This is a genomic window from Ideonella flava, assembly GCF_051857595.1.
Taxonomy (GTDB): domain Bacteria; phylum Pseudomonadota; class Gammaproteobacteria; order Burkholderiales; family Burkholderiaceae_C; genus Ideonella.
The window spans coordinates 274,862-292,702 of record NZ_JBPZHD010000010.1 but is presented as its reverse complement, the minus strand read 5'-3'; the positions used below and the strand labels follow the sequence as shown (position 1 = coordinate 292,702).

Below are 17,841 nucleotides of genomic sequence, written 5' to 3'. Positions count from 1 at the left end.
GCTGCGCTTCGTCCTGCGGCTGGTCCGCATCGTCTTCACGCTGCTGCGGTACGGCGTCGACGAGCTGGCGCTGTCGGGCTTTCGCGAGCACCGCATCCGGATGTTGGCCGGCGTCCTCACGCTGGGCCGCCGGTTCGAGCTGCCGCCCGGGGTGCGCCTGCGGATGGCGCTGGAGCGGCTGGGGCCCATCTTCATCAAGTTCGGACAGGTGCTTTCGACGCGGCGCGACCTGCTGCCGCTGGAGATCGCTGACGAACTGGCACGCCTGCAGGACCGGGTGCCGCCGTTCCCCGCCGTCCAGGCGCGGGCCATCATCGAGGCCGAACTGAGGCAGCCGCTCGAGGCCGTCTTCGCTGAGTTCGACGACGTGCCGGTGGCCAGCGCGTCGGTGGCCCAGGTGCACTTCGCCGTGCTTCGGGATGGCCGCGAGGTGGCGGTGAAGGTGCTGCGCCCCGGCATGCTGGCAGTGATCGACGACGACCTGGCGATCCTGCACCTGCTGGCGCGCTGGGTGGAGCGCCTGTCGGCCGACGGCCGGCGGCTGCGCCCGCGCGAGGTCGTCAAGGAGTTCGACGTCTACCTGCACGACGAGCTGGATCTGGTGCGCGAGGCCGCCAATGCCGCCCAGCTGCGGCGCAACATGGCCGACCTGCCGCTGATCATCGTGCCGGAGATGCACTGGGACCTGTGCACCCGCAACGTCTGCGTGATGGAGCGCATGACCGGCGTGCCCATCAGCCAGGTGGCCCGCCTGCGGGACGCCGGCGTCGACATCAAGAAGCTGGCCCGCGACGGCGTCACGATCTTCTTCACCCAGGTGTTCCGCGACGGCTTCTTCCACGCCGACATGCACCCCGGCAACATCCAGGTCAGCGTGGAGCCGCAGACCTTCGGGCGCTACGTCGCGCTGGACTTCGGGATCATCGGCACGCTGACCGAGACCGACAAGGAATACCTGGCGCAGAACTTCATCGCCTTCTTCCGGCGCGACTACAAGCGGGTCGCCGAGCTGCACGTCGAATCCGGCTGGGTGCCGCCCAGCACGCGGGTGGATGCGCTGGAGGGCGCCATCCGCGCCGTCTGCGAACCACAGTTCGACCGGCCGCTGAAGGACATCTCGCTGGGCCAGGTGCTGATGCGCCTGTTCCAGACCTCGCGCCGCTTCAACGTCGAGATCCAGCCCCAGCTCGTGCTGCTGCAGAAGACCCTGCTCAACGTCGAGGGCCTGGGCCGCCAGCTGGACCCGGACCTGGACCTCTGGACGACCGCCAAGCCCTTTCTCGAGCGCTGGATGGACGAGCAGATCGGCGGCCGCGCGTTGCTGCGCCGGCTGAAGGACGAGGCGCCCCACTACGCCCGCCTGCTGCCCGAGCTGCCGCGCCTGCTGCACGACGCGCTGGCCGGGCGCATCGGCCACACGTCCCGCCCCACCGACGACACCGCCCTGCTGGCCGAGATGCTGCGCGAGCAGCGGCGCACCAACCGCCTGCTGGCCGGGCTGACGTGGGGCGTGGCCGGCTTCCTCCTCGGGGCCCTGGCTGCCCGCTACGCGTTGCTCTGGGCCGGGACCTGACGAAGTCTGCGAGGCGGCGCTGGCATGCCTCGTGCTGCGGTTGGCTTCGTCCCGGCCCGGCGGCGACCTGATAATGCCGGCCGCCTTCCGAAGTTATCTCTCGCCAGCCCATGAACTCCATCCTGATCACCTTCGTCGTGCTCTACCTGGTCGGCACCCTGGCCCTGGGCGTCTGGGCGGGCACCCGGATCAAGAACACCAGTGACTTCGCGATCGCCGGCCGCAGCCTGCCGCTGATCATGGTGGTGACCACCACCTTCGCCACCTGGTTCGGCGCCGAGACGGTGATGGGCATCCCGGCCAAGTTCGTGCAGAGCGGGCTGGGCGCGATCGTGGAGGACCCGTTCGGCGCCGGCATGTGCCTGGTGCTGGTGGGCGCGTTCTTCGCCACCAAGCTGTACCGCCAGAACCTGCTGACCATCGGCGACTTCTACCGCCAGCGCTTCGGCAAGGGGATCGAGGTCTTCTGCTCCTCGGCCATCATCCTGAGCTATCTGGGCTGGGTGGCCGCGCAGATCACCGCGCTGGGCCTGGTCTTCTCGGTGCTCACCAACGGCGCGATGAGCGAGACCGCCGGCATGATCGTCGGCACCCTGGCGGTGCTGATCTACGTGGTGATCGGCGGCTTCCTGGCGGTGGCCTGGACCGACTTCATCCAGATGATCGTGCTGGTGATCGGCCTGTCGATCATCGCGGTCTTCGCCAGCGACCTGGCCGGCGGCACCGGCCCCGTGCTGGCGATGGCCACCCAGAAGGACCTGTTCAAGTTCCTGCCGGAGCCGAGCTTCACGGACGTCGCGATGTTCATCGGCGCCGGGCTGACCATGATGCTGGGCAGCATCCCGCAGCAGGACGTCTTCCAGCGGGTGATGTCGGCCCGCAACGCCGAGACGGCGCGCAACGGCGCCATCATCGGCGGCCTGAGCTACATCCTGTTCGCCTTCGTGCCCATGTTCATCGTCGCCAGCGCCGTCGTCGTGATGGGCGACAGCGCGATGGACATGGCCCAGAACGACTACCAGCGCCTGCTGCCGACCTTCGTGCTGACCAAGATGCCGCTGATCATGCAGATCCTGTTCTTCGGGGCGCTGCTGTCGGCCATCAAGAGCACCTCGTCGGCCACGCTGCTGGCGCCTTCGACCAGCTTCGTCGAGAACATCGTCAAGAACCTGCGCCCGCGCATGTCCGACAAGCAGCAGCTGCTGGCCATGCGGGTGACCATCGTGATCTTCGCCGGCCTGGTGCTGCTCTACGCGATCGCGATGAAGGGCACGCCCATCTACGACCTGGTGTCCGCGGCCTACCAGATCACGCTGGTGGGGGCCTTCGTGCCGCTGGTCTTCGGTCTTTACTGGAAGCGCGCGACCACCCAGGGCGCCATCTTCTCGCTGGTGCTGGGCATCGGCGTCTGGCTGGTCTACTTTCCCCAGGTGTCCACGCTCGGCGAGAGCTTCCCCGGACAACTGGCCGGCCTGCTGGCGGCCATCGTGGGCATGGTGGGCGGTTCGCTGATGCCCCAGGTGGTGAAGAACCGGCACGAGCGCCACGTCGCCACGGTGGCTTGAAAAACCGGGCACAGGCCTCAGTTGGGTCATCGCGCGGGGGTCGGCTCCTCGGGGCCGCCCCTTATAATTTCCCGTTTTGAATCAAGGGTTTGGTCATGCCGATCTACGCTTATCGCTGCGCCGCCTGCGGCCATTCGCGTGATGTGCTGCAGAAGCTGTCCGACGCGCCGCTGACCTCCTGCCCGGCCTGCGGAGCCGAGGAGTTCGCCAAACAGATCACCGCGGCCGGCTTCCAGCTCAAGGGCTCGGGCTGGTATGCGACCGACTTCCGCAACAACAACGGCGGCGCCAAGGCCCCCGCGGCGGCCACCGGCGACGGTGCCGGCGCGAACAGCGGTTCCGCCGCCAGCGCCCCGGCTTCCGGCGGCGACAGCGGCGCGGCTTCGGCCAGCGCCTCCCCAGCCGCGGGTGGCGCCTGCGGCGGCTCCTGCGCCTGCCACTGAGGCAGCCGCCCATCGCCGCGCCACGGGACACCGCTTGAAGAAATACCTGCTCGCCGGTCTGCTGACCTGGCTGCCCCTGGCGATCACGATCTGGGTGCTGCTGTGGATCCAGGGTCTGCTGGACGGCATGTTCAAGGGCCTGTTGCGCGTGGCGCAGGCGGTCCTGCCCGTGGGCGCCACCGAGACGCTGCAGGGCCTCGGCCAGTGGCCGGGCCTGGGCGTGCTGGTGATGGTGGCCCTGCTGTTCATCACCGGCGTCTTCGTCACCAACCTGTTCGGCCAGTGGTGGCTGAAGCAGTGGGATGCGCTGATGAGCCGCATCCCCATCGTCCGGTCGATCTACAGCTCGGTCAAGCAGGTCTCCGACACGCTGTTCTCCAGCAACGGCAATGCCTTTCGCGAGGCCGTGCTGGTGCAGTATCCGCACGCCGGCTCCTGGACCATCGCCTTCGTCACCGGCCGCCCGGGCGGCGAGGTGGCGGGCAAGCTGCCGGGCGAGCACGTGAGCCTGTACGTGCCGACCACGCCCAACCCGACCTCGGGCTTCTTCCTGATGATGCCGCGCTCGGCCATCCACGCCCTGGACATGAGCGTCGACGAGGCGCTGAAGTACATCATCTCGATGGGCGTCGTGGTACCGCCCCCGCCTGCGCCACCGGCCGGCCACCTGGCCCTGCCGGAGGGGGCCGACCCCAATCGGTTGGGCTGAGCAGCCGACAGCGTCCGGCGCTCAGTCCTGAGGGTTGACCACCCCGCCCCGACAGCCTTTCAATCGCTATTTCCCGAATCCTTCGGATGCCTGCGCCGCAGCAGGCTGGAGTGCACTCATGAGAACAACGTATTGCGGCCTGGTCAGCGAAGCGCTGATGGGCCAGACCGTGACCCTGATGGGCTGGGCCCATCGCCGTCGAGACCATGGCGGCGTGATCTTCATTGAACTGCGTGACCGCGAAGGCCACGTGCAGATCGTCTGCGACCCCGACCGGCCGGAGATGTTCAAGACGGCCGAGAGCGTGCGCAACGAGTTCTGCCTCAAGGTCGTGGGTCTGGTGCGTGCCCGCCCGGCCGACAAGGAGAACACCAACCTCGCCAGCGGCAAGGTCGAGGTGCTCTGCCATGAGCTCGAGGTGTTGAACGCCTCGATCACCCCGCCGTTCCAGCTCGACGACGAGAACCTGTCGGAGACCACGCGCCTGACGCACCGCGTGCTGGACCTGCGCCGCCCGCAGATGCAGAAGAACCTCATGCTGCGCTATCGCGTGGCGATGGAGGTGCGCAAGTTCCTGGACGCCAACGGCTTCATCGACATCGAGACGCCGATGCTGACCAAGTCGACGCCCGAAGGCGCGCGCGACTACCTGGTGCCCAGCCGCGTGCACGACGGCCACTTCTTCGCGCTGCCGCAGTCGCCGCAGCTGTTCAAGCAGCTGCTGATGGTGGCCGGCTTCGACCGCTACTACCAGATCACCAAGTGCTTCCGCGACGAGGACCTGCGCGCCGACCGCCAGCCCGAGTTCACGCAGATCGACATCGAGACCTCGTTCCTGAACGAGGAGGAGATCCGCGGCATGTTCGAAGGCATGATCCGCACGGTCTTCCGCAACACGATCGGTGTCGACCTGCCCGGCTACCCGGTGATGACCTACGCCGACGCCATGCACCAGTACGGCTCCGACAAGCCCGACCTGCGCGTCAAGCTGCGCTTCACCGAGCTGACCGACGTGATGAAGGACGTGGACTTCAAGGTCTTCTCCACCCCCGCCACCACCAAGGGCGGCCGCGTCGTGGCGCTGAAGGTGCCCGGTGGCGGCGAGATGAGCCGCGGCGAGATCGACGGCTACACCGAGTTCGTGAAGATCTACGGGGCCAAGGGCCTGGCCTGGATCAAGGTCAATGACGTGCAGAAGGGCCGCGAGGGCCTGCAGTCGCCGGTGGTGAAGAACCTGCACGACGCCGCGATCGCCGAGATCATCGCCCGCACCGGCGCCTGCAACGGCGACCTGATCTTCTTCGGCGCCGACAAGGCCAAGGTGGTGAACGACGCCATCGGTGCCCTGCGCGTGAAGATCGGCCACAGCGAGTTCGGCCGCAACCGCGGCCTGTTCGAAGACAAGTGGGCGCCGCTGTGGGTCGTCGACTTCCCCATGTTCGAGCACGACGAGGGCGAGGACCGCTGGAACGCGGTGCACCATCCTTTCACGGCGCCCAAGGACGGCCACGAGGACCTGATGGACACCGACCCCGGTGCCTGCATCGCCAAGGCCTACGACATGGTGCTCAACGGCTGGGAGCTGGGCGGCGGCTCGGTGCGTATCCACCGCGCCGAGGTGCAGAGCAAGGTCTTCAGCGCGCTGAAGATCACGCCCGAGGACGCCCAGGTCAAGTTCGGCTTCCTGCTCGACGCGCTGCAGTACGGCGCGCCGCCGCACGGCGGCCTGGCCTTCGGCCTGGACCGCATCGTCACCATGATGACCAAGGCCGATTCGATCCGCGACGTGATCGCCTTCCCCAAGACCCAGCGCGCCCAGTGCCTGCTGACCGGCGCGCCCAGCCTGGTCGACGAGAAGCAGCTGCGCGAATTGCACATCCGGCTGCGCAACGCCGCCCCGGCCGCCTGAGCGCCCGCTCAGCTCCGGTGAGCGACAAACGGGCCCCTCGTGGGCCCGTTTTCTTGGGCCCCACTGAAGAGGAATGTCGTGGGGAACGTTCGATCAAAGCTGGCGCGTTGCCAGGGCCTGATGCTGGCCGTGCTGGCGTTGACCGCCTGCGGTGGAGGGTCGGGTGACCACGACACCGGGACGCCTGTGCCCGGGCCGTCGCCGTCACCCTCTCCACCACCCTCCGACGGCAGCGCGGTCCTGGAAGCCGCCCCCGAATCCGGCTGGGCAGCCGGTGCCACCGGCGGGCAAGCCGCGACCGCCTCTTCCGTCTACACCGTGAGCACGGCCACCGAGCTGCTGGCCGCCATCAGTGCAGGCGACGGCAAGCCGGTGATCATCAAGGTCAGCGGCACGATCGACATGGCGGCGGCCGACAACGGCGGTGCGTTCACCAGCCGCTCCGACCAGAGCACGCGCTCCAGGGTGCCGCTCAAGAGCAACACCACCTTGATCGGCGCGGGCACCGATGCCGCGCTGGTCAACGGCTGGATCCTGATCCGCAGCGTCGACAGCGTCATCGTGCGCAACCTGCGCATCGTGAACCCCTGCGACGTGGCGCCCGAGTGGGATCCGGACGATGGCGACACCGGCAACTGGAACGGCGAGTTCGACGGCCTGACGATCGAGGGCGCGACCCACGTCTGGATCGACCACAACACCTTCACCGATGCGCCGCTGACCGACGACAAGCTGCCGATCGAGAACGGCAAGACCAAGCAGTGCCACGACGGCGCGCTCGACATCAAGAGCGGTGCGGACTACGTCACCGTGTCGTCCAACCTTTTCGACCGGCATGACAAGAACAATCTCGTCGGTTCGTCCGACAGCGCCGCCTCGACCGATGAAGGCCACCTGCGCGTCACCTTCACCGGCAACCGCTTCAGCGCCATCACCCAGCGCGCGCCGCGGGTGCGCTTCGGCCAGGTCCACGTCTTCAACAACCTGTACGAGGGCAGCAAGAGCGACGCCGTGTACCCGCATGCCTACAGCCTGGGCGTGGGCTACAAGGCCAAGATCATCGCGGAGAACAACGTCTTCGAGATCACCGGTGCAACCAACTGCGCCGACATCGCGACCAATCCCGGCTCGTCCAGCAAGAAGGGCGCGATCACCGACAGCGGCTCGACGCTGAACGGCGCGGCGCTGTCGCTGTCGGCCTGCGATTTCGACACGGCCGTGGGCTGGACGGTGCCCTACGCCTACCAGTCGGTGCTGTTGCCGGCCTCGGGCGTCGCGGCCTCGGTGCGGGCCAACGCCGGCGCCGGCAAGCTCTCGGTGCCTTTGTAAAACGCCCGGCCGGGCTCAGCGCGAGGCGAGCGGCGCGGGCAGCGATGCGGCGTGAGCCGGCGACCACTACCACCGCCGGCAACAACACCGTCGAAGGTTGCCGGATGGATTTCAACAAGCAGTAGCGCATCGGAACGTGGGCGCCGCTCACGCCGTGCCGTGCTTGGTCTCGAACCGGATGCCGATGTCCTTCAGCAGCGGCGTCGGCAGCAGGCCGCCGGCGCAGACGATGACCTCGTCGTTGGCCAGCCGGGCCTTCGTGCCGTCGGTCGCGCTCAGCACCACCTGGGAAGGGGCGATCGATTCCACCTCGCTGCCCAGGCGCAGGTCGATGCGGCCCTCGTCGGCCAGGCGTTGCAGCCGCTCGCGGTTCTTCGCCTTCACGCGCGAGAAGGCGACGCCGCGGTAGCTCAGCGTCACGCGCGTGCCGGCCTCGCCGGCCAACGCGATAGCGGCTTCGAGGGCGCTGTCGCCGCCACCGACCACCAGCACCGCCTGGCCCTCGTACTGCGCCGGGTCGACCAGCCGGTAGGCGACCTTGGGCAGCTCCTCGCCGGGAACGTCGAGGGTACGCGGGGTGCCGCGGCGGCCGATCGCGAGCAGGACGGAGCGGGCGCTCAGCGTGCCACGAGAGGTGGTGACGACGAAGCCATCGCCACGGGCCTCGATGCCCAGCATGCGCTCGCCGAAGCGGATCGAGAGCTCGAACTGCCGCACGACACCGTGCCAGAACTCGAGCAGGCGCTCCTTGCTGACCTCGGTGAACTTCACCTGGCCGACCTTGGCCAGCACCACCGGCGCCGTCATCGCGACCTTCTGCCGCGGGTAGTGGAAGATCGAGCCGCCGAGCGAGGCCTCCTGCTCGATGACCTCGTAGCGCAGGCCCTTGTCGACCGCGGCGAGCGCCGCCGAAAGCCCGGCCGGGCCGGCGCCGACGATGAGCACATCGAGCTGGTCGCCCCGCCTGGCGCGGCCGCGTTGCGCAATGGCCTCCATCGCCTGCCGCCCCTGCTCGGCGGCCTTGCGGATCAGCCCCATGCCGCCCAGTTCGCCGGCGATGTACAGGCCCGGCATGTTGGTCTCGAACTGCGGCGTCAGCAGCGGGATGTCGATGCCTCGCCGCTCGGTGCCGAAGACCAGCGAGATCGCGTCGAACGGGCAGGCCGAGTGGCAGGCGCCGTGGCCGATGCAGGCCGAGGCGTTGACCAGCGTCGCCTTGCCCTCGACCATGCCGAGCGCCTGCTCGGGGCAGGCTTTGACGCAGGAGCCCGAGCCTATGCAGCGTGAAGGGTCGACGACGGGGTGCAGTGACGGCGGTTCGTTCAGCCCGGCTGCCACCGCCTCGGCCAGCGCTGCGGCATGGCGGCGCTCATGCCGTGCGCGCCACCACAGGTGCCCGCCGACAGCCAGGACGGGCAGCAGCAGGTAGGGCCAGGCGGCCAGGGCGTTCACGGCACGACGTCGGCGATGACCAGCTTCACGGTGCTCGCCCCCGGGGCCATCGGAGCGGAGACGGCCTCGAGATCGCCCGGCTGCGGCATGGCCTGGCCTGAGCGGGAGATGCGTGCGCCCACGACCACCCGGCTCGCCTGGCTCAGTCGCGCCTGCGGGCTCATCGCGAGGCTGTCGTCGAGCACGAAGTCGAACGGCAGCTCGCGCACCCGCTTCTTCAAGATGGCCAGTGGCATGCGCGAGCCCTCGGCGGGGCGGGCGAAGACGAAGACGGTGTCCTCGGGGCCGGCCTTGGCGGCCAGCGCAGGCGCGAGCTCCACCCGGCCACGGATGGTGGCGCCGGCCGCCACGGGCGCGGTATCGGCGGCCGGCGGCGGCAGGCCGGCGAGCTGGCGCGCCTCGGCCACGTTGTCGCGGGCCTGCTTCACCAGGTCGCTGCCGGGCGGGCCCACGCGAACGGCCTTCTCCCAATGCCGCACCGCCGCGGCGTAGTCCTTGTTCTCGAAGGCCACCGTGCCGGCGAGCATCAGCGCCTTCAGGTTGTCGGGCTCGGCCGACAGGGCCTGTTGCACCAGCTGCGCCGGCTCGCCGTCGAAGCGGCCGTCGCGTGTCACCGCCAGCGCGTCCGCGAGGTCGGCCAGCGCCTGGGCGTTCTTCGGCTCCAGCGTCAGCACGTGGCGATAGGCTGCGATGGCCGGCTCGAACTGGCCCAGCACCGCGTACGAACGGCCGAGCATCAGCCAGCCCTCGGCGTTGCCGGGCTCGTTGCGCATGCGCGCGGCGAGCTGGTCGACCATGCCCTGGATCTGCGCCAGCGTCATCGAATGGGCGGACGAGGCCGGCGGCTGCGCGTCGGCTGCCGTCACCGGTGGGGCGGGCGGCCGCGCGCCGGGCCCGGTGTTCCAGCCTTCGCGGCTGCCCAGCCACCAGGTGCCGGCCGCGCCGAAGGCGGCGACGAAGGCGACCAGGCCCCAGACGAGGCGGCGCGAGGGGTGGGTGGAGGCGGTGCGGGCGGGGAGGGCGGAGGTGGCGTCAGTCATCGGCAGGTTCGGGTTCGAAGGCTTCGTCCGGCAGGCGGCCGCGCCGGCGCAGCACCATGGCGAGCGCCACCAGCCCGGCGGCCAGCAGCAGGGCGGGGCCGAACCACAGCAGCGCGGTGCGGCTCGTCACCGGCGGCCGGTACAGCACGAAGTCGCCGTAGCGGTCGGTCATGAAGCGGCGGATCTCGTCGGGGCTGCGGCCGGCCTGGAGCTGGTCGCGGATCTGCTGGCGCAGGTCTGCGGCCAGCTCGGCGTGCGAATCGGCCACCGTCTGGTTCTGGCAGACCACGCAGCGCAGTTCGTCGGCGATGGCCATCATCCGGGCCTCCAGCTCGGGGTCGTCGGCGGCGGGGCGCGCGGTCTGCGCGGCGGCGGAGCAGGCCAGCAGCAGCGCGGCCAGCCACATGATCACGCTCCTCATGCCGCGAGCCTTTTCAGCAAGGGCTCGACCTTGTCGCGCAGCACCTCGGGCGTCAGCGGGCCGATGTGCTTGTAGCGGACCACGCCCTGGCGGTCGATCACGAAGGTCTCGGGCACGCCGTAGACGCCGTAGTCCAGTCCGATGCGGCCCTGGGGGTCGAACAGCGAATCGGTGTAGGGGTTGCCGAACTGCTGCAGCCATTCGGTGCCGGCGGCGCGCTCGTCCTTGTAGTTCAGGCCGATCAGCGTCAGGTCGCGGCCGCGGGCGAACTGCACGAGCACCGGGTGCTCGTCCCGGCAGGCGCCGCACCACGAGGCCCAGACGTTGAGCATCCAGACTTTGCCGAGCAGGTCCTCGCGGCGGAGTGCGCGGGCCGGGTCGGCCAGCGTGGGCGCGGCGAAGGCGGGGGCCGGCTTGTCGATCAGGGGCGACGGCACTTCGCGCGGATCCAGCTTGAGGCCCACGGCGAGGAAGCCGGCCAGCGCGAGGAAGATGGCCAGGGGGATCAGCGTGCGGGCCTTCATGCGGCCTCCTTGGCAAGGCTCATGCGGCGGCTCCCATCGTCGGAGCGGGCTGTGCAGCCTCGGCCCGGCGGCGGTAGCGGCGGTCGCTCGCCGCGAGCGCGCCGCCTGCGGCCATGATCACCGCGCCGAGCCAGATCCAGATCACCATCGGCTTGTGCTGCAGGCGCAGCGTCCAGGAGCCGTCGTCCTGCGGGTCGCCGAGCGAGACGTAGAGATCGCGGATGGGGCCGGTGTCGATGGCGGCTTCGGTCATGGGGTTTCGCTGCACGCGGTAGACGCGCTTCTCGGGGGTCAGGGTCGTGAGGGGCTGGCCGTTGCGAGTCACCTCGATGCGCGCCTGCACCGCCTGGTAGTTGGGTCCCGGGGCGTCGGCCACGCCCAGGAAGCGGAAGGTGTAGCCGCCGACCTCGGCCGTCTCGCCGATGCGCATGCGCACGTCGCGTTCGGCCTCGTACGTCCGCACGGTCGTCACGCCGACGATGAAGGCGGCCACGCCCAAGTGGGCGACCCACATGCCGAGCTGCGCCCGGGTCAGCAGGCGCCACTGGCGGCGCCAGCCGGCCGCGTCGACCACCACGCCGGCGGCGACCCAGGTGCCCAGTGCGTAGCCGGCGACCGACCACGGCGACGCATGGCCCGCCGTCGCCGCCACCAGCGCCGGCACGAGCACCGCCGCCACCGCCGCCCAGCGCAGCCGCCGGGCCAGCGAGGGCAGCGCGTCGCCCTTCCAGCGGGCCAGCGGGCCGGCGCCGAGCAGCACCAGCAGCGGGGCCATGAGCCAGCGGAAGACGGTGTCGAAGTAGGGCGGGCCGACCGAGATCTTGCCCAGGCCCAGGGCGTCGAGGAACAGCGGGTACATCGTGCCGAGCAGCACGGCGCCGGTGGCGCTCAGCAGCAGCACGTTGTTGAGCAGCAGGCTCGTTTCCTTCGACACCATCGAGAAGCGCTGCCCCAGCCCCACGGTCGACGCGCGCCAGGCGTAGAGGGTGAGCGAGGCGCCGACCGCCACCACCAGGAAGGCCAGGATGAACAGGCCGCGGCGCGGGTCGGTCGCGAAGGCATGCACCGACGAGAGCACGCCCGATCGCACGAGGAAGGTGCCGAGCAGGGACAGGGAGAAGGCGAGGATCGCGAGCAGCACCGTCCAGGCCTTGAAGCTGCCGCGCTTCTCGCTCACGGCCAGCGAGTGGATGAGCGCGGTGCCCACCAGCCAGGGCATGAAGGAGGCGTTCTCCACCGGATCCCAGAACCACCAGCCGCCCCAGCCGAGCTCGTAGTAGGCCCATGCGCTGCCGAGCGCGATGCCCAGCGTCAGGAAGATCCAGGCCGCGATCGTCCAGGGCCGTGACCAGCGGGCCCAGGTCGCATCCAGCCGGCCGCCCAGCAGCGCCGCGATGGCGAAGGCGAAGGCGACCGAGAAGCCCACGTAGCCCATGTAGAGCATCGGCGGGTGGAAGACCATGCCCGGGTCCTGCAGCAGAGGGTTCAGGTCGCGCCCGTCGCGCACCGGCGGCAGCAGGCGCTCGAAGGGGTTCGAGGTCAGGAGCATGAACAGCATGAAGCCCGCCGACACCAGCGACATCACCGCCAGCACGCGGGCCACGAACACCTGCGGCAGCGTGCGGCTGAACGCCGCCACCGCCTGCATCCACACGACCAGCATCGTCACCCACAACAGCAGCGAGCCCTCGTGACCGCCCCACACGCCGGCCAGGCGATAGGCCAGGGGCAGCGCGCTGTTGGAGTTGGAGGCCACGTACAGCACCGAGAAGTCGTTGCGCACGAAGCTCGCCGCGAGCGCCACGAAGGCGCCGAGCACCAGCAGGCCCTGCGCGAGCGTCAGCGGCCGCGCGAGGCTCATCCAGTCGACGCGGTGGCGCGCCGCGCCGGCCAGGCCCAGCGCCGCCTGGGCCAGTGCGACGGCGAGCGCCAGGATGAGGGCGATCTGGCCCAGTTCGGGGATCATCGGCCGTTCTCCACCAAGGTCGGCGCGGCCTGGGGAGCCTGCGCCTGCGCCCGCTTGAGCGCCTCCGCCGCCTCGGGCGGCATGTAGTTCTCGTCGTGCTTGGCCAGCACCTCGCGGGCGACGAAGACACCGTCGGGGCCCAGCGCGCCTTGCGCGACCACGCCCTTGCCCTCCTTGAACAGGTCGGGCAGCAGGCCGGTGTAGGCCACCGGCACTTCGCGCTGGGTGTCCGTCACGATGAAGCGGATCTGCACGCCCTCGCGCTGCACGCTGCCGGCGCGCACCAGCCCGCCCAGGCGGAACGGCCGCTGCTGCGGCGCCTCGCCGGCCGCCACCTGCGTGGGCGTGAAGAAGAACACCAGGTTGCTGCGAAAGGCGTTCAGCACCAGCGCGGTGGCGGCGGCCAGCGCGAGCAGCACGCCGGCCGCGATCGCCAGGCGCTTGCGGCGGGGCGTCATTCTTCGCCCTCCGCGATGCGGCGCGCGGCCTCGGCGCGTGCGCGGCGCAGCCGGGCGCGCACCGCCACCGCCTCGGCCACCAGCAGCACCACGCAGGGCAGCCAGGCGCCCCAGACGAACAGGCCGTGGCCATCGAGCCGCAGCAGGGAGGACAGATCGTTCATCGGTATCGGAGGGTTCAGTACGGGGTGGCGGCCCAGGCGGCGCCGGGCTCCTGCTCGAGGCTGAGCGCCCGGGCACGCGTGAGGGAAGCAGCGATCGCATGGGCCCAGAACGCCACCGTGCAGAGCGCCAGCGCGAGCAGCATCTGGCGCGCCATCGTCGGCGCCGCGGTCATGCTGATGGAGGCGCCCTGGTGCAAGGTGTTCCACCACTTCACCGAAAAATAGATCACCGGCACGTTCAACGCGCCGACGAGCGCGATGAGCGCGCCGGCCTGCGCCGCGCGGCGGTCGTCGTCGATGGACTCGACCAGCGCGATGTAGCCCAGGTACAGCAGCAGCAGGATCAGCTCGGAGGTCAGCCTCGCATCCCAGACCCACCAGGTGCCCCAGGTGGGCTGGCCCCAGAGGGCGCCCGTCCACAGTGCCATGGCGGTGTAGAGCGCGCCGGAGGGCGCCAGGGCGCGCGCCAGCCGCGAGGCCATCCGCACCTTGAAGACCCAGCCGACCACCGCCCACAGCGCGACCGCCAGGTAGCAGACCATAGACAGCCAGGCGGCCGGCACGTGGATGAAGAGGATGCGGTAGGCCTCGCCCTGGGTGGCGTCGGTGGGCGCCACGAAGAAGCCGACGTACATCCCGGCCAGCCCGGTCGCGATGGCCAGCACCCAGCACCAGCGCGCCACCTGGGCGGCCAGGCCGTCGAAGCGCGCGGGCGAGGCGAACCTCGTCCAGCGCGCGGGTGAGGTCGAGGGCGTGGCGGTGGCCAGGTTCATGGGTTCATTCCATGGCGATGCGCAAGGCGGCGGCGGTCAGCGGCGGCGCCAGCAACGCGGTGAGGATCAGCAGCGCGGCCTGCAGCGACAGGCCCGCCTGCGCCGGCTCGCCGTTCAGCGCGGCGAGGACGGCGCCGCTGCCGAAGACCAGCGTGGGCATGGCCAGCGGCAGCACGAGGAGGAAGACCAGCGCACTGCCGTGCCGCAGGCCCAGCGCCAGCGCGGCGCCCAGGCCGCCCAGCAGCGCGGTGACCGGCGTGCCCAGCAGCAGACTGGCCAGCAGGGCGAGCACGGCCGGGCCGGGCAGTCCGAAGGCGAGCCCGGCCAGGGGCGCCAGCAACACCAGCGGGGCGCCCCCCAGCAGCCATTGGCCGAGGATGCGTTCGGCGACGAGCGCGGTCAGCGATCGCTGGCCGAGGAGCATCTGTTCCAGCGAGCCGTCGGCCAGGTCGGCGCTGAACATGCCATGCAGGGCCAGCAGCATGGCCAGCAGGGCCGAGGCCCAGACGACCCCCGGCGCCACCCGGCGCAGCAGGGCCGGCTCGGCGCCGATGCCGAGCGGGAACAGGCTCAGGGCCGCCACGAAGAAGGCCAGCGGCAGCAGCCAGCCGATGCGATGGCGGGCGGCGGCGCGCAGGTCGCGCGAGAGCAGGTTCATCCGCCCATCGCTTCATGCGCCACCGCCGTCATGGCGGGCAGCGGGCCCGACGGCGCCAGGTCGAAGGGGCGGATGCGCTCGCCGGCCAGAGGCGTGTGGCTGGTCAGCACCACGGCGCCGCCACGATCCAGGTGCGTGTCGAGCCAGGCCTCGATGCGACCGGCGCCTTCCAGGTCCAGCGCCTCCAGCGGCTCGTCCAGCAGCCAGGTGCGCGGCTCGTCGTCGAGCATCAGGCGCGCCAGCGCCGCCTTGCGCCGCTGGCCCTGCGAGAGCGTGCCGACGAAGCTGTCGATCCGGCCGGCCAGGCCCACCTGATCCAGCGCGTGGGCCATGCGCTCGCGCAGGGCGCGGCGATCGGCCGTGCCCTCGGCATGCAGGCCGGCGAGAAAGCCCAGCGCCTCGCCCACCCGCAGCTCCTGCTTCAGCGCATTCGCGTGGCCGATGTAGCGCAGCCGGCCGCGCTGTGCGGGCGGCAGCGACTGCACCGGGTGACCCTCGAAGCGCACGTCGCCTTCGGCCGCCGGGACCAGGCCGGCGAGGATGCGCAGCAGGCTGGTCTTGCCGCAGCCATTGGGCCCGCGCAGCCACAGGCCCTGGCCGGGGGCGAGCCGCAGTGCGAGGCCACGGAACAGGCGCCGCCCGCCACGATGGCAGGCGACGTTCGAAGCCTCCAGAACGCCTGCCTCAGAAATCAAGTCGGTACCCCAAGGAGTAGTACAGCCGGGTCGAATTCTCGTTCTGTTGGGCGCTGTGCGTCCGGCTGCCTTCGATGTTCACGTCGCCCTCGAGCACCCACTTCGGGCCGCCGCGCCAAGTCACGCGCAGCCCGGGGGCCCAGCGCGAGGTGCGCACGCCGCTGGGCCCGTCCTGCTGGTACCAGCGCAGCGAGGGCTCGAGTTGCCAGCGCTCTGCCACCACTGTGAGCAGGTTGTACGACGCGAGCCAGCCGTCGTAACTTGGTCCTTTGACGGCGGTCAAGTTGAAGACGTGCGTGTCGCGCTCGGAGTACAGGTTGGTGGCGATGGCCTGCAGCGAGGCGGTCCAGATGTCGCCCGTCGCCGGGATCCCTTCGGGCAGGATGCCGGGCACCGGGGCGATGGCACCGACGTTGGTCAGGCGGACGTCGGCGCCCAGCTGCCAGTGCTCGTCGATCGGCGTGGTGACGCCGGCCAGGCCTTGCGTGGCGTAGGCCGTGGTGGCCACGACCTGCTGGCGCAGCTGGTCCAGCGTCAGGCCGGCCGCGAGCAGGTCGCGCAGCCGCCTGGGCAGGATGGCCGAGTTCGGGTCGGCCGGGAAGAACAGCGCGTTGCCCAGCATCAGCATGGGCGTGGCGCGGCGGTCGTACAGCAGGTTGACGACCGTGTTGCCTTCGCTGGTCCAGGTGCCCTGCACGGACGCGATGTTCACGCCCTGCAGGGTGGTGTCGTACTCGTACTGCGAGAACACCGAGACGCCGGGCTGGAAGTAGCGCAGCTCGGTGCCGACGGCCCGGCGGTCGACCTCGCCGTCGATGGTCTGCTGGATCGCGTAGAAGCTGCCGCCCAGGCCGGGCAGCAGCGAGTCGCCATCGAGGGAGGCGCCGTAGAAGCGGCGCCGGGTGTCGAGCAGCTTCTCGGTGGGCTGGCCGGCGACCACGTTCAGTTTCCAGTGGGGAACGAAGCTCCAGCCGAGAAGTGCGCCGTCGAAGCGCCCCAGCACCCCACCGCCGAGGCCGGACTGGCGGCCCAGCCTGGCCGAAAGGCCCGGTCCGGCCTCCTTCCAGTCGACGTACAGCGCGGTCAGCCGGTTCTCGTCGGCCTGGTCCGGCATGAAATCGGAAGTGAAGTTGTCCCGGAAGACGAAGCGCACGTCGCGGGCCTCGTCCTTCATGCGCCAGTTCACGTCGACGCTGCTGAGCAGCTGCTTCTGGTCGATCGCGTCGAGCGTCTCGTCGGAGATCACGACGGGGATCTGGCCTTCGAGCGGCGTGTCCTTCAGCTGGGTGCGCGTCTTCGAGTTGCCGCCGTAGTAGTACTGCGAGACCGCGCCGATCAGCGTGGTCGTCTCCTTCTTCTTCGCAGCCTTGGCCTCTTCGGCGGAAGCCGTCGCGGCGCCGGGTGCAGAGGGCAGGCCGGCGAGCGTGACGCGGGCCTGGTCGGCGTCGGCGCCCTCGGGGTAGAGCTGGAGGAACAGCTCCAGTTCGCGCCGGGCGCCGGCCACGTCGTTGTCGGCCAGCCGCGCCTGCGCGACCAGCGCCTGGGCTTCCCGGGTGTGGCGGTTGGGCGGCAGGTTGAGGGCCTCGTTCAGCGACTCGATGGCCAGGGCGCTCTGCCCCTTGGCCAGGGCCTCGCGCGCCTGCGTGAGCAACTCGGCGCCGCGGGCCTCGACCTGGGCGTCGAGGCCGACGGGCGCCGGCGAAGCGAGCGGTGTCGACGAGGGCCTGGCCACGGCGCGGGCGAAGGCCGCCTCGCCCAGCCCCTCGAGCACCACCTCGATGCTGCGCCGGTCGGCACCGCCCTGCACGTGGAACTTCGCCGGAGGCGCCAGACGCACCACCAGCCGCCGGTCGCGCTCGCCGTTCCCACCCTCTTCGGTGATGGTCAGCTTCGGGATGCCGTCGCCGCCGATGGTGCGGCGCTCGCCGTCGATGAAGTTGGGCTTGTCGCGGCTGGGGACCACGTCGTAGACGATCTGCACCAGGTCGCTGGAGCGCGCGGCCACTGCGCGGCGGAACTGCACGGGCACGTTGAAGCGCACCACCACCACCGCATCCGCGCCATCGCGCCGCAGCTCCACCTCCTCCATCACCTGTGCGTGTGCCGTGGCGACCCATGCCGCCAGCGCCAGCGGCGCCCATCGTGCTGCTTTCATTCCCGTC

17 protein-coding genes are annotated in these 17,841 nt (G+C 70.5%); 6 read left to right on the top strand and 11 right to left on the bottom strand.

Translation table 11 applies throughout. The features are described from left to right. Position 1: 1 nt before the first annotated feature. The 6 genes from ubiB (at position 2) to ACS5PM_RS22650 (ending at position 7,528) form a co-directional block, all read left to right on the top strand. A complete protein-coding gene (gene ubiB, locus ACS5PM_RS22675; RefSeq protein ID WP_439390065.1) occupies positions 2–1,573 on the top strand; it encodes a ubiquinone biosynthesis regulatory protein kinase UbiB in 1,572 nt (523 codons plus the stop codon). Between the two features lie 110 nt (positions 1,574–1,683). After that, entirely contained in the window at positions 1,684–3,138 is a 1,455-nt protein-coding gene (locus tag ACS5PM_RS22670; RefSeq protein ID WP_439389972.1) for a high affinity choline transporter 1, read from the top strand. 95 nt (positions 3,139–3,233) lie between these two features. After that, positions 3,234–3,581, top strand: a complete 348-nt coding sequence (locus ACS5PM_RS22665; protein ID WP_439389971.1) for an FmdB family zinc ribbon protein — start codon at positions 3,234–3,236, stop codon at positions 3,579–3,581. 34 nt (positions 3,582–3,615) lie between these two features. Then, positions 3,616–4,290, top strand: a complete 675-nt coding sequence (locus ACS5PM_RS22660) for a DUF502 domain-containing protein (protein WP_439389970.1) — start codon at positions 3,616–3,618, stop codon at positions 4,288–4,290. 118 nt (positions 4,291–4,408) lie between these two features. Then, positions 4,409–6,199: an aspartate--tRNA ligase gene (gene aspS / locus ACS5PM_RS22655; RefSeq protein WP_439389969.1), complete on the top strand. Its 1,791-nt coding sequence runs from the start codon at positions 4,409–4,411 to the stop codon at positions 6,197–6,199. A 78-nt stretch (positions 6,200–6,277) separates the two neighbouring features. Next, a complete protein-coding gene (locus ACS5PM_RS22650; protein ID WP_439389968.1) occupies positions 6,278–7,528 on the top strand; it encodes a pectate lyase family protein in 1,251 nt (416 codons plus the stop codon). A 147-nt stretch (positions 7,529–7,675) separates the two neighbouring features. Here the strand turns inward: ACS5PM_RS22650 and ACS5PM_RS22645 are convergent, their stop codons facing one another. From ACS5PM_RS22645 to bamD, 11 genes are read right to left on the bottom strand one after another with little or no spacing between them, the layout of a single operon-like run. Then, positions 7,676–8,980 (bottom strand): NAD(P)-binding domain-containing protein, encoded by a 1,305-nt coding sequence (locus ACS5PM_RS22645; protein WP_439389967.1) that lies wholly within the window; start codon positions 8,978–8,980, stop codon positions 7,676–7,678. Continuing rightward, positions 8,977–10,020 (bottom strand): tetratricopeptide repeat protein, encoded by a 1,044-nt coding sequence (locus tag ACS5PM_RS22640; protein ID WP_439389966.1) that lies wholly within the window; start codon positions 10,018–10,020, stop codon positions 8,977–8,979. Before ACS5PM_RS22640 ends, ACS5PM_RS22645 begins: the two co-directional genes overlap by 4 nt. Continuing rightward, on the bottom strand, positions 10,013–10,441 hold the full coding sequence (locus tag ACS5PM_RS22635) for a cytochrome c-type biogenesis protein (protein WP_439389965.1): 429 nt from the start codon (positions 10,439–10,441) through the stop codon (positions 10,013–10,015). The genes ACS5PM_RS22640 and ACS5PM_RS22635 overlap by 8 nt, the downstream gene beginning before the upstream one ends. Next, entirely contained in the window at positions 10,438–10,965 is a 528-nt protein-coding gene (locus ACS5PM_RS22630) for a DsbE family thiol:disulfide interchange protein (RefSeq protein ID WP_439389964.1), read from the bottom strand. Before ACS5PM_RS22630 ends, ACS5PM_RS22635 begins: the two co-directional genes overlap by 4 nt. A 19-nt stretch (positions 10,966–10,984) precedes the next feature. Further along, on the bottom strand, positions 10,985–12,931 hold the full coding sequence (locus tag ACS5PM_RS22625) for a heme lyase CcmF/NrfE family subunit (protein WP_439389963.1): 1,947 nt from the start codon (positions 12,929–12,931) through the stop codon (positions 10,985–10,987). After that, positions 12,928–13,389, bottom strand: a complete 462-nt coding sequence (gene ccmE, locus ACS5PM_RS22620) for a cytochrome c maturation protein CcmE (RefSeq protein WP_439389962.1) — start codon at positions 13,387–13,389, stop codon at positions 12,928–12,930. The genes ACS5PM_RS22625 and ccmE overlap by 4 nt, the downstream gene beginning before the upstream one ends. Next, on the bottom strand, positions 13,386–13,553 hold the full coding sequence (ccmD, locus tag ACS5PM_RS22615) for a heme exporter protein CcmD (protein WP_439389961.1): 168 nt from the start codon (positions 13,551–13,553) through the stop codon (positions 13,386–13,388). The genes ccmE and ccmD overlap by 4 nt, the downstream gene beginning before the upstream one ends. 14 nt (positions 13,554–13,567) lie before the next feature. Beyond that, positions 13,568–14,326, bottom strand: coding sequence for a heme ABC transporter permease CcmC (ccmC, locus tag ACS5PM_RS22610; protein ID WP_439389960.1), 759 nt, complete (start codon positions 14,324–14,326; stop codon positions 13,568–13,570). Positions 14,327–14,330: 4 nt separating this feature from the next. Next, positions 14,331–14,984, bottom strand: coding sequence for a heme exporter protein CcmB (gene ccmB / locus ACS5PM_RS22605; protein ID WP_439389959.1), 654 nt, complete (start codon positions 14,982–14,984; stop codon positions 14,331–14,333). Continuing rightward, entirely contained in the window at positions 14,981–15,679 is a 699-nt protein-coding gene (gene ccmA, locus ACS5PM_RS22600) for a cytochrome c biogenesis heme-transporting ATPase CcmA (RefSeq protein ID WP_439389958.1), read from the bottom strand. Before ccmA ends, ccmB begins: the two co-directional genes overlap by 4 nt. Further along, positions 15,669–17,834, bottom strand: coding sequence for an outer membrane protein assembly factor BamD (gene bamD / locus ACS5PM_RS22595; protein ID WP_439389957.1), 2,166 nt, complete (start codon positions 17,832–17,834; stop codon positions 15,669–15,671). Before bamD ends, ccmA begins: the two co-directional genes overlap by 11 nt. Positions 17,835–17,841 lie beyond the last annotated feature (7 nt).

What these genes read in the sequence shown, in the direction of transcription:
- ACS5PM_RS22670 (WP_439389972.1), top strand. Translation starts at nt 1,684, where the DNA reads ATGAACTCCATCCTGATCACCTTCGTCGTGCTCTACCTGGTCGGCACC.
- ACS5PM_RS22665 (WP_439389971.1), top strand. Translation starts at nt 3,234, where the DNA reads ATGCCGATCTACGCTTATCGCTGCGCCGCCTGCGGCCATTCGCGTGAT.
- aspS (WP_439389969.1), top strand. Translation starts at nt 4,409, where the DNA reads ATGAGAACAACGTATTGCGGCCTGGTCAGCGAAGCGCTGATGGGCCAG.
- ACS5PM_RS22640 (WP_439389966.1), bottom strand. Translation starts at nt 10,020, where the DNA reads ATGACTGACGCCACCTCCGCCCTCCCCGCCCGCACCGCCTCCACCCAC.
- ACS5PM_RS22635 (WP_439389965.1), bottom strand. Translation starts at nt 10,441, where the DNA reads ATGAGGAGCGTGATCATGTGGCTGGCCGCGCTGCTGCTGGCCTGCTCC.
- ACS5PM_RS22630 (WP_439389964.1), bottom strand. Translation starts at nt 10,965, where the DNA reads ATGAAGGCCCGCACGCTGATCCCCCTGGCCATCTTCCTCGCGCTGGCC.
- ACS5PM_RS22625 (WP_439389963.1), bottom strand. Translation starts at nt 12,931, where the DNA reads ATGATCCCCGAACTGGGCCAGATCGCCCTCATCCTGGCGCTCGCCGTC.
- ccmE (WP_439389962.1), bottom strand. Translation starts at nt 13,389, where the DNA reads ATGACGCCCCGCCGCAAGCGCCTGGCGATCGCGGCCGGCGTGCTGCTC.
- ccmD (WP_439389961.1), bottom strand. Translation starts at nt 13,553, where the DNA reads ATGAACGATCTGTCCTCCCTGCTGCGGCTCGATGGCCACGGCCTGTTC.
- ccmC (WP_439389960.1), bottom strand. Translation starts at nt 14,326, where the DNA reads ATGAACCTGGCCACCGCCACGCCCTCGACCTCACCCGCGCGCTGGACG.
- ccmB (WP_439389959.1), bottom strand. Translation starts at nt 14,984, where the DNA reads ATGAACCTGCTCTCGCGCGACCTGCGCGCCGCCGCCCGCCATCGCATC.
- bamD (WP_439389957.1), bottom strand. Translation starts at nt 17,834, where the DNA reads ATGAAAGCAGCACGATGGGCGCCGCTGGCGCTGGCGGCATGGGTCGCC.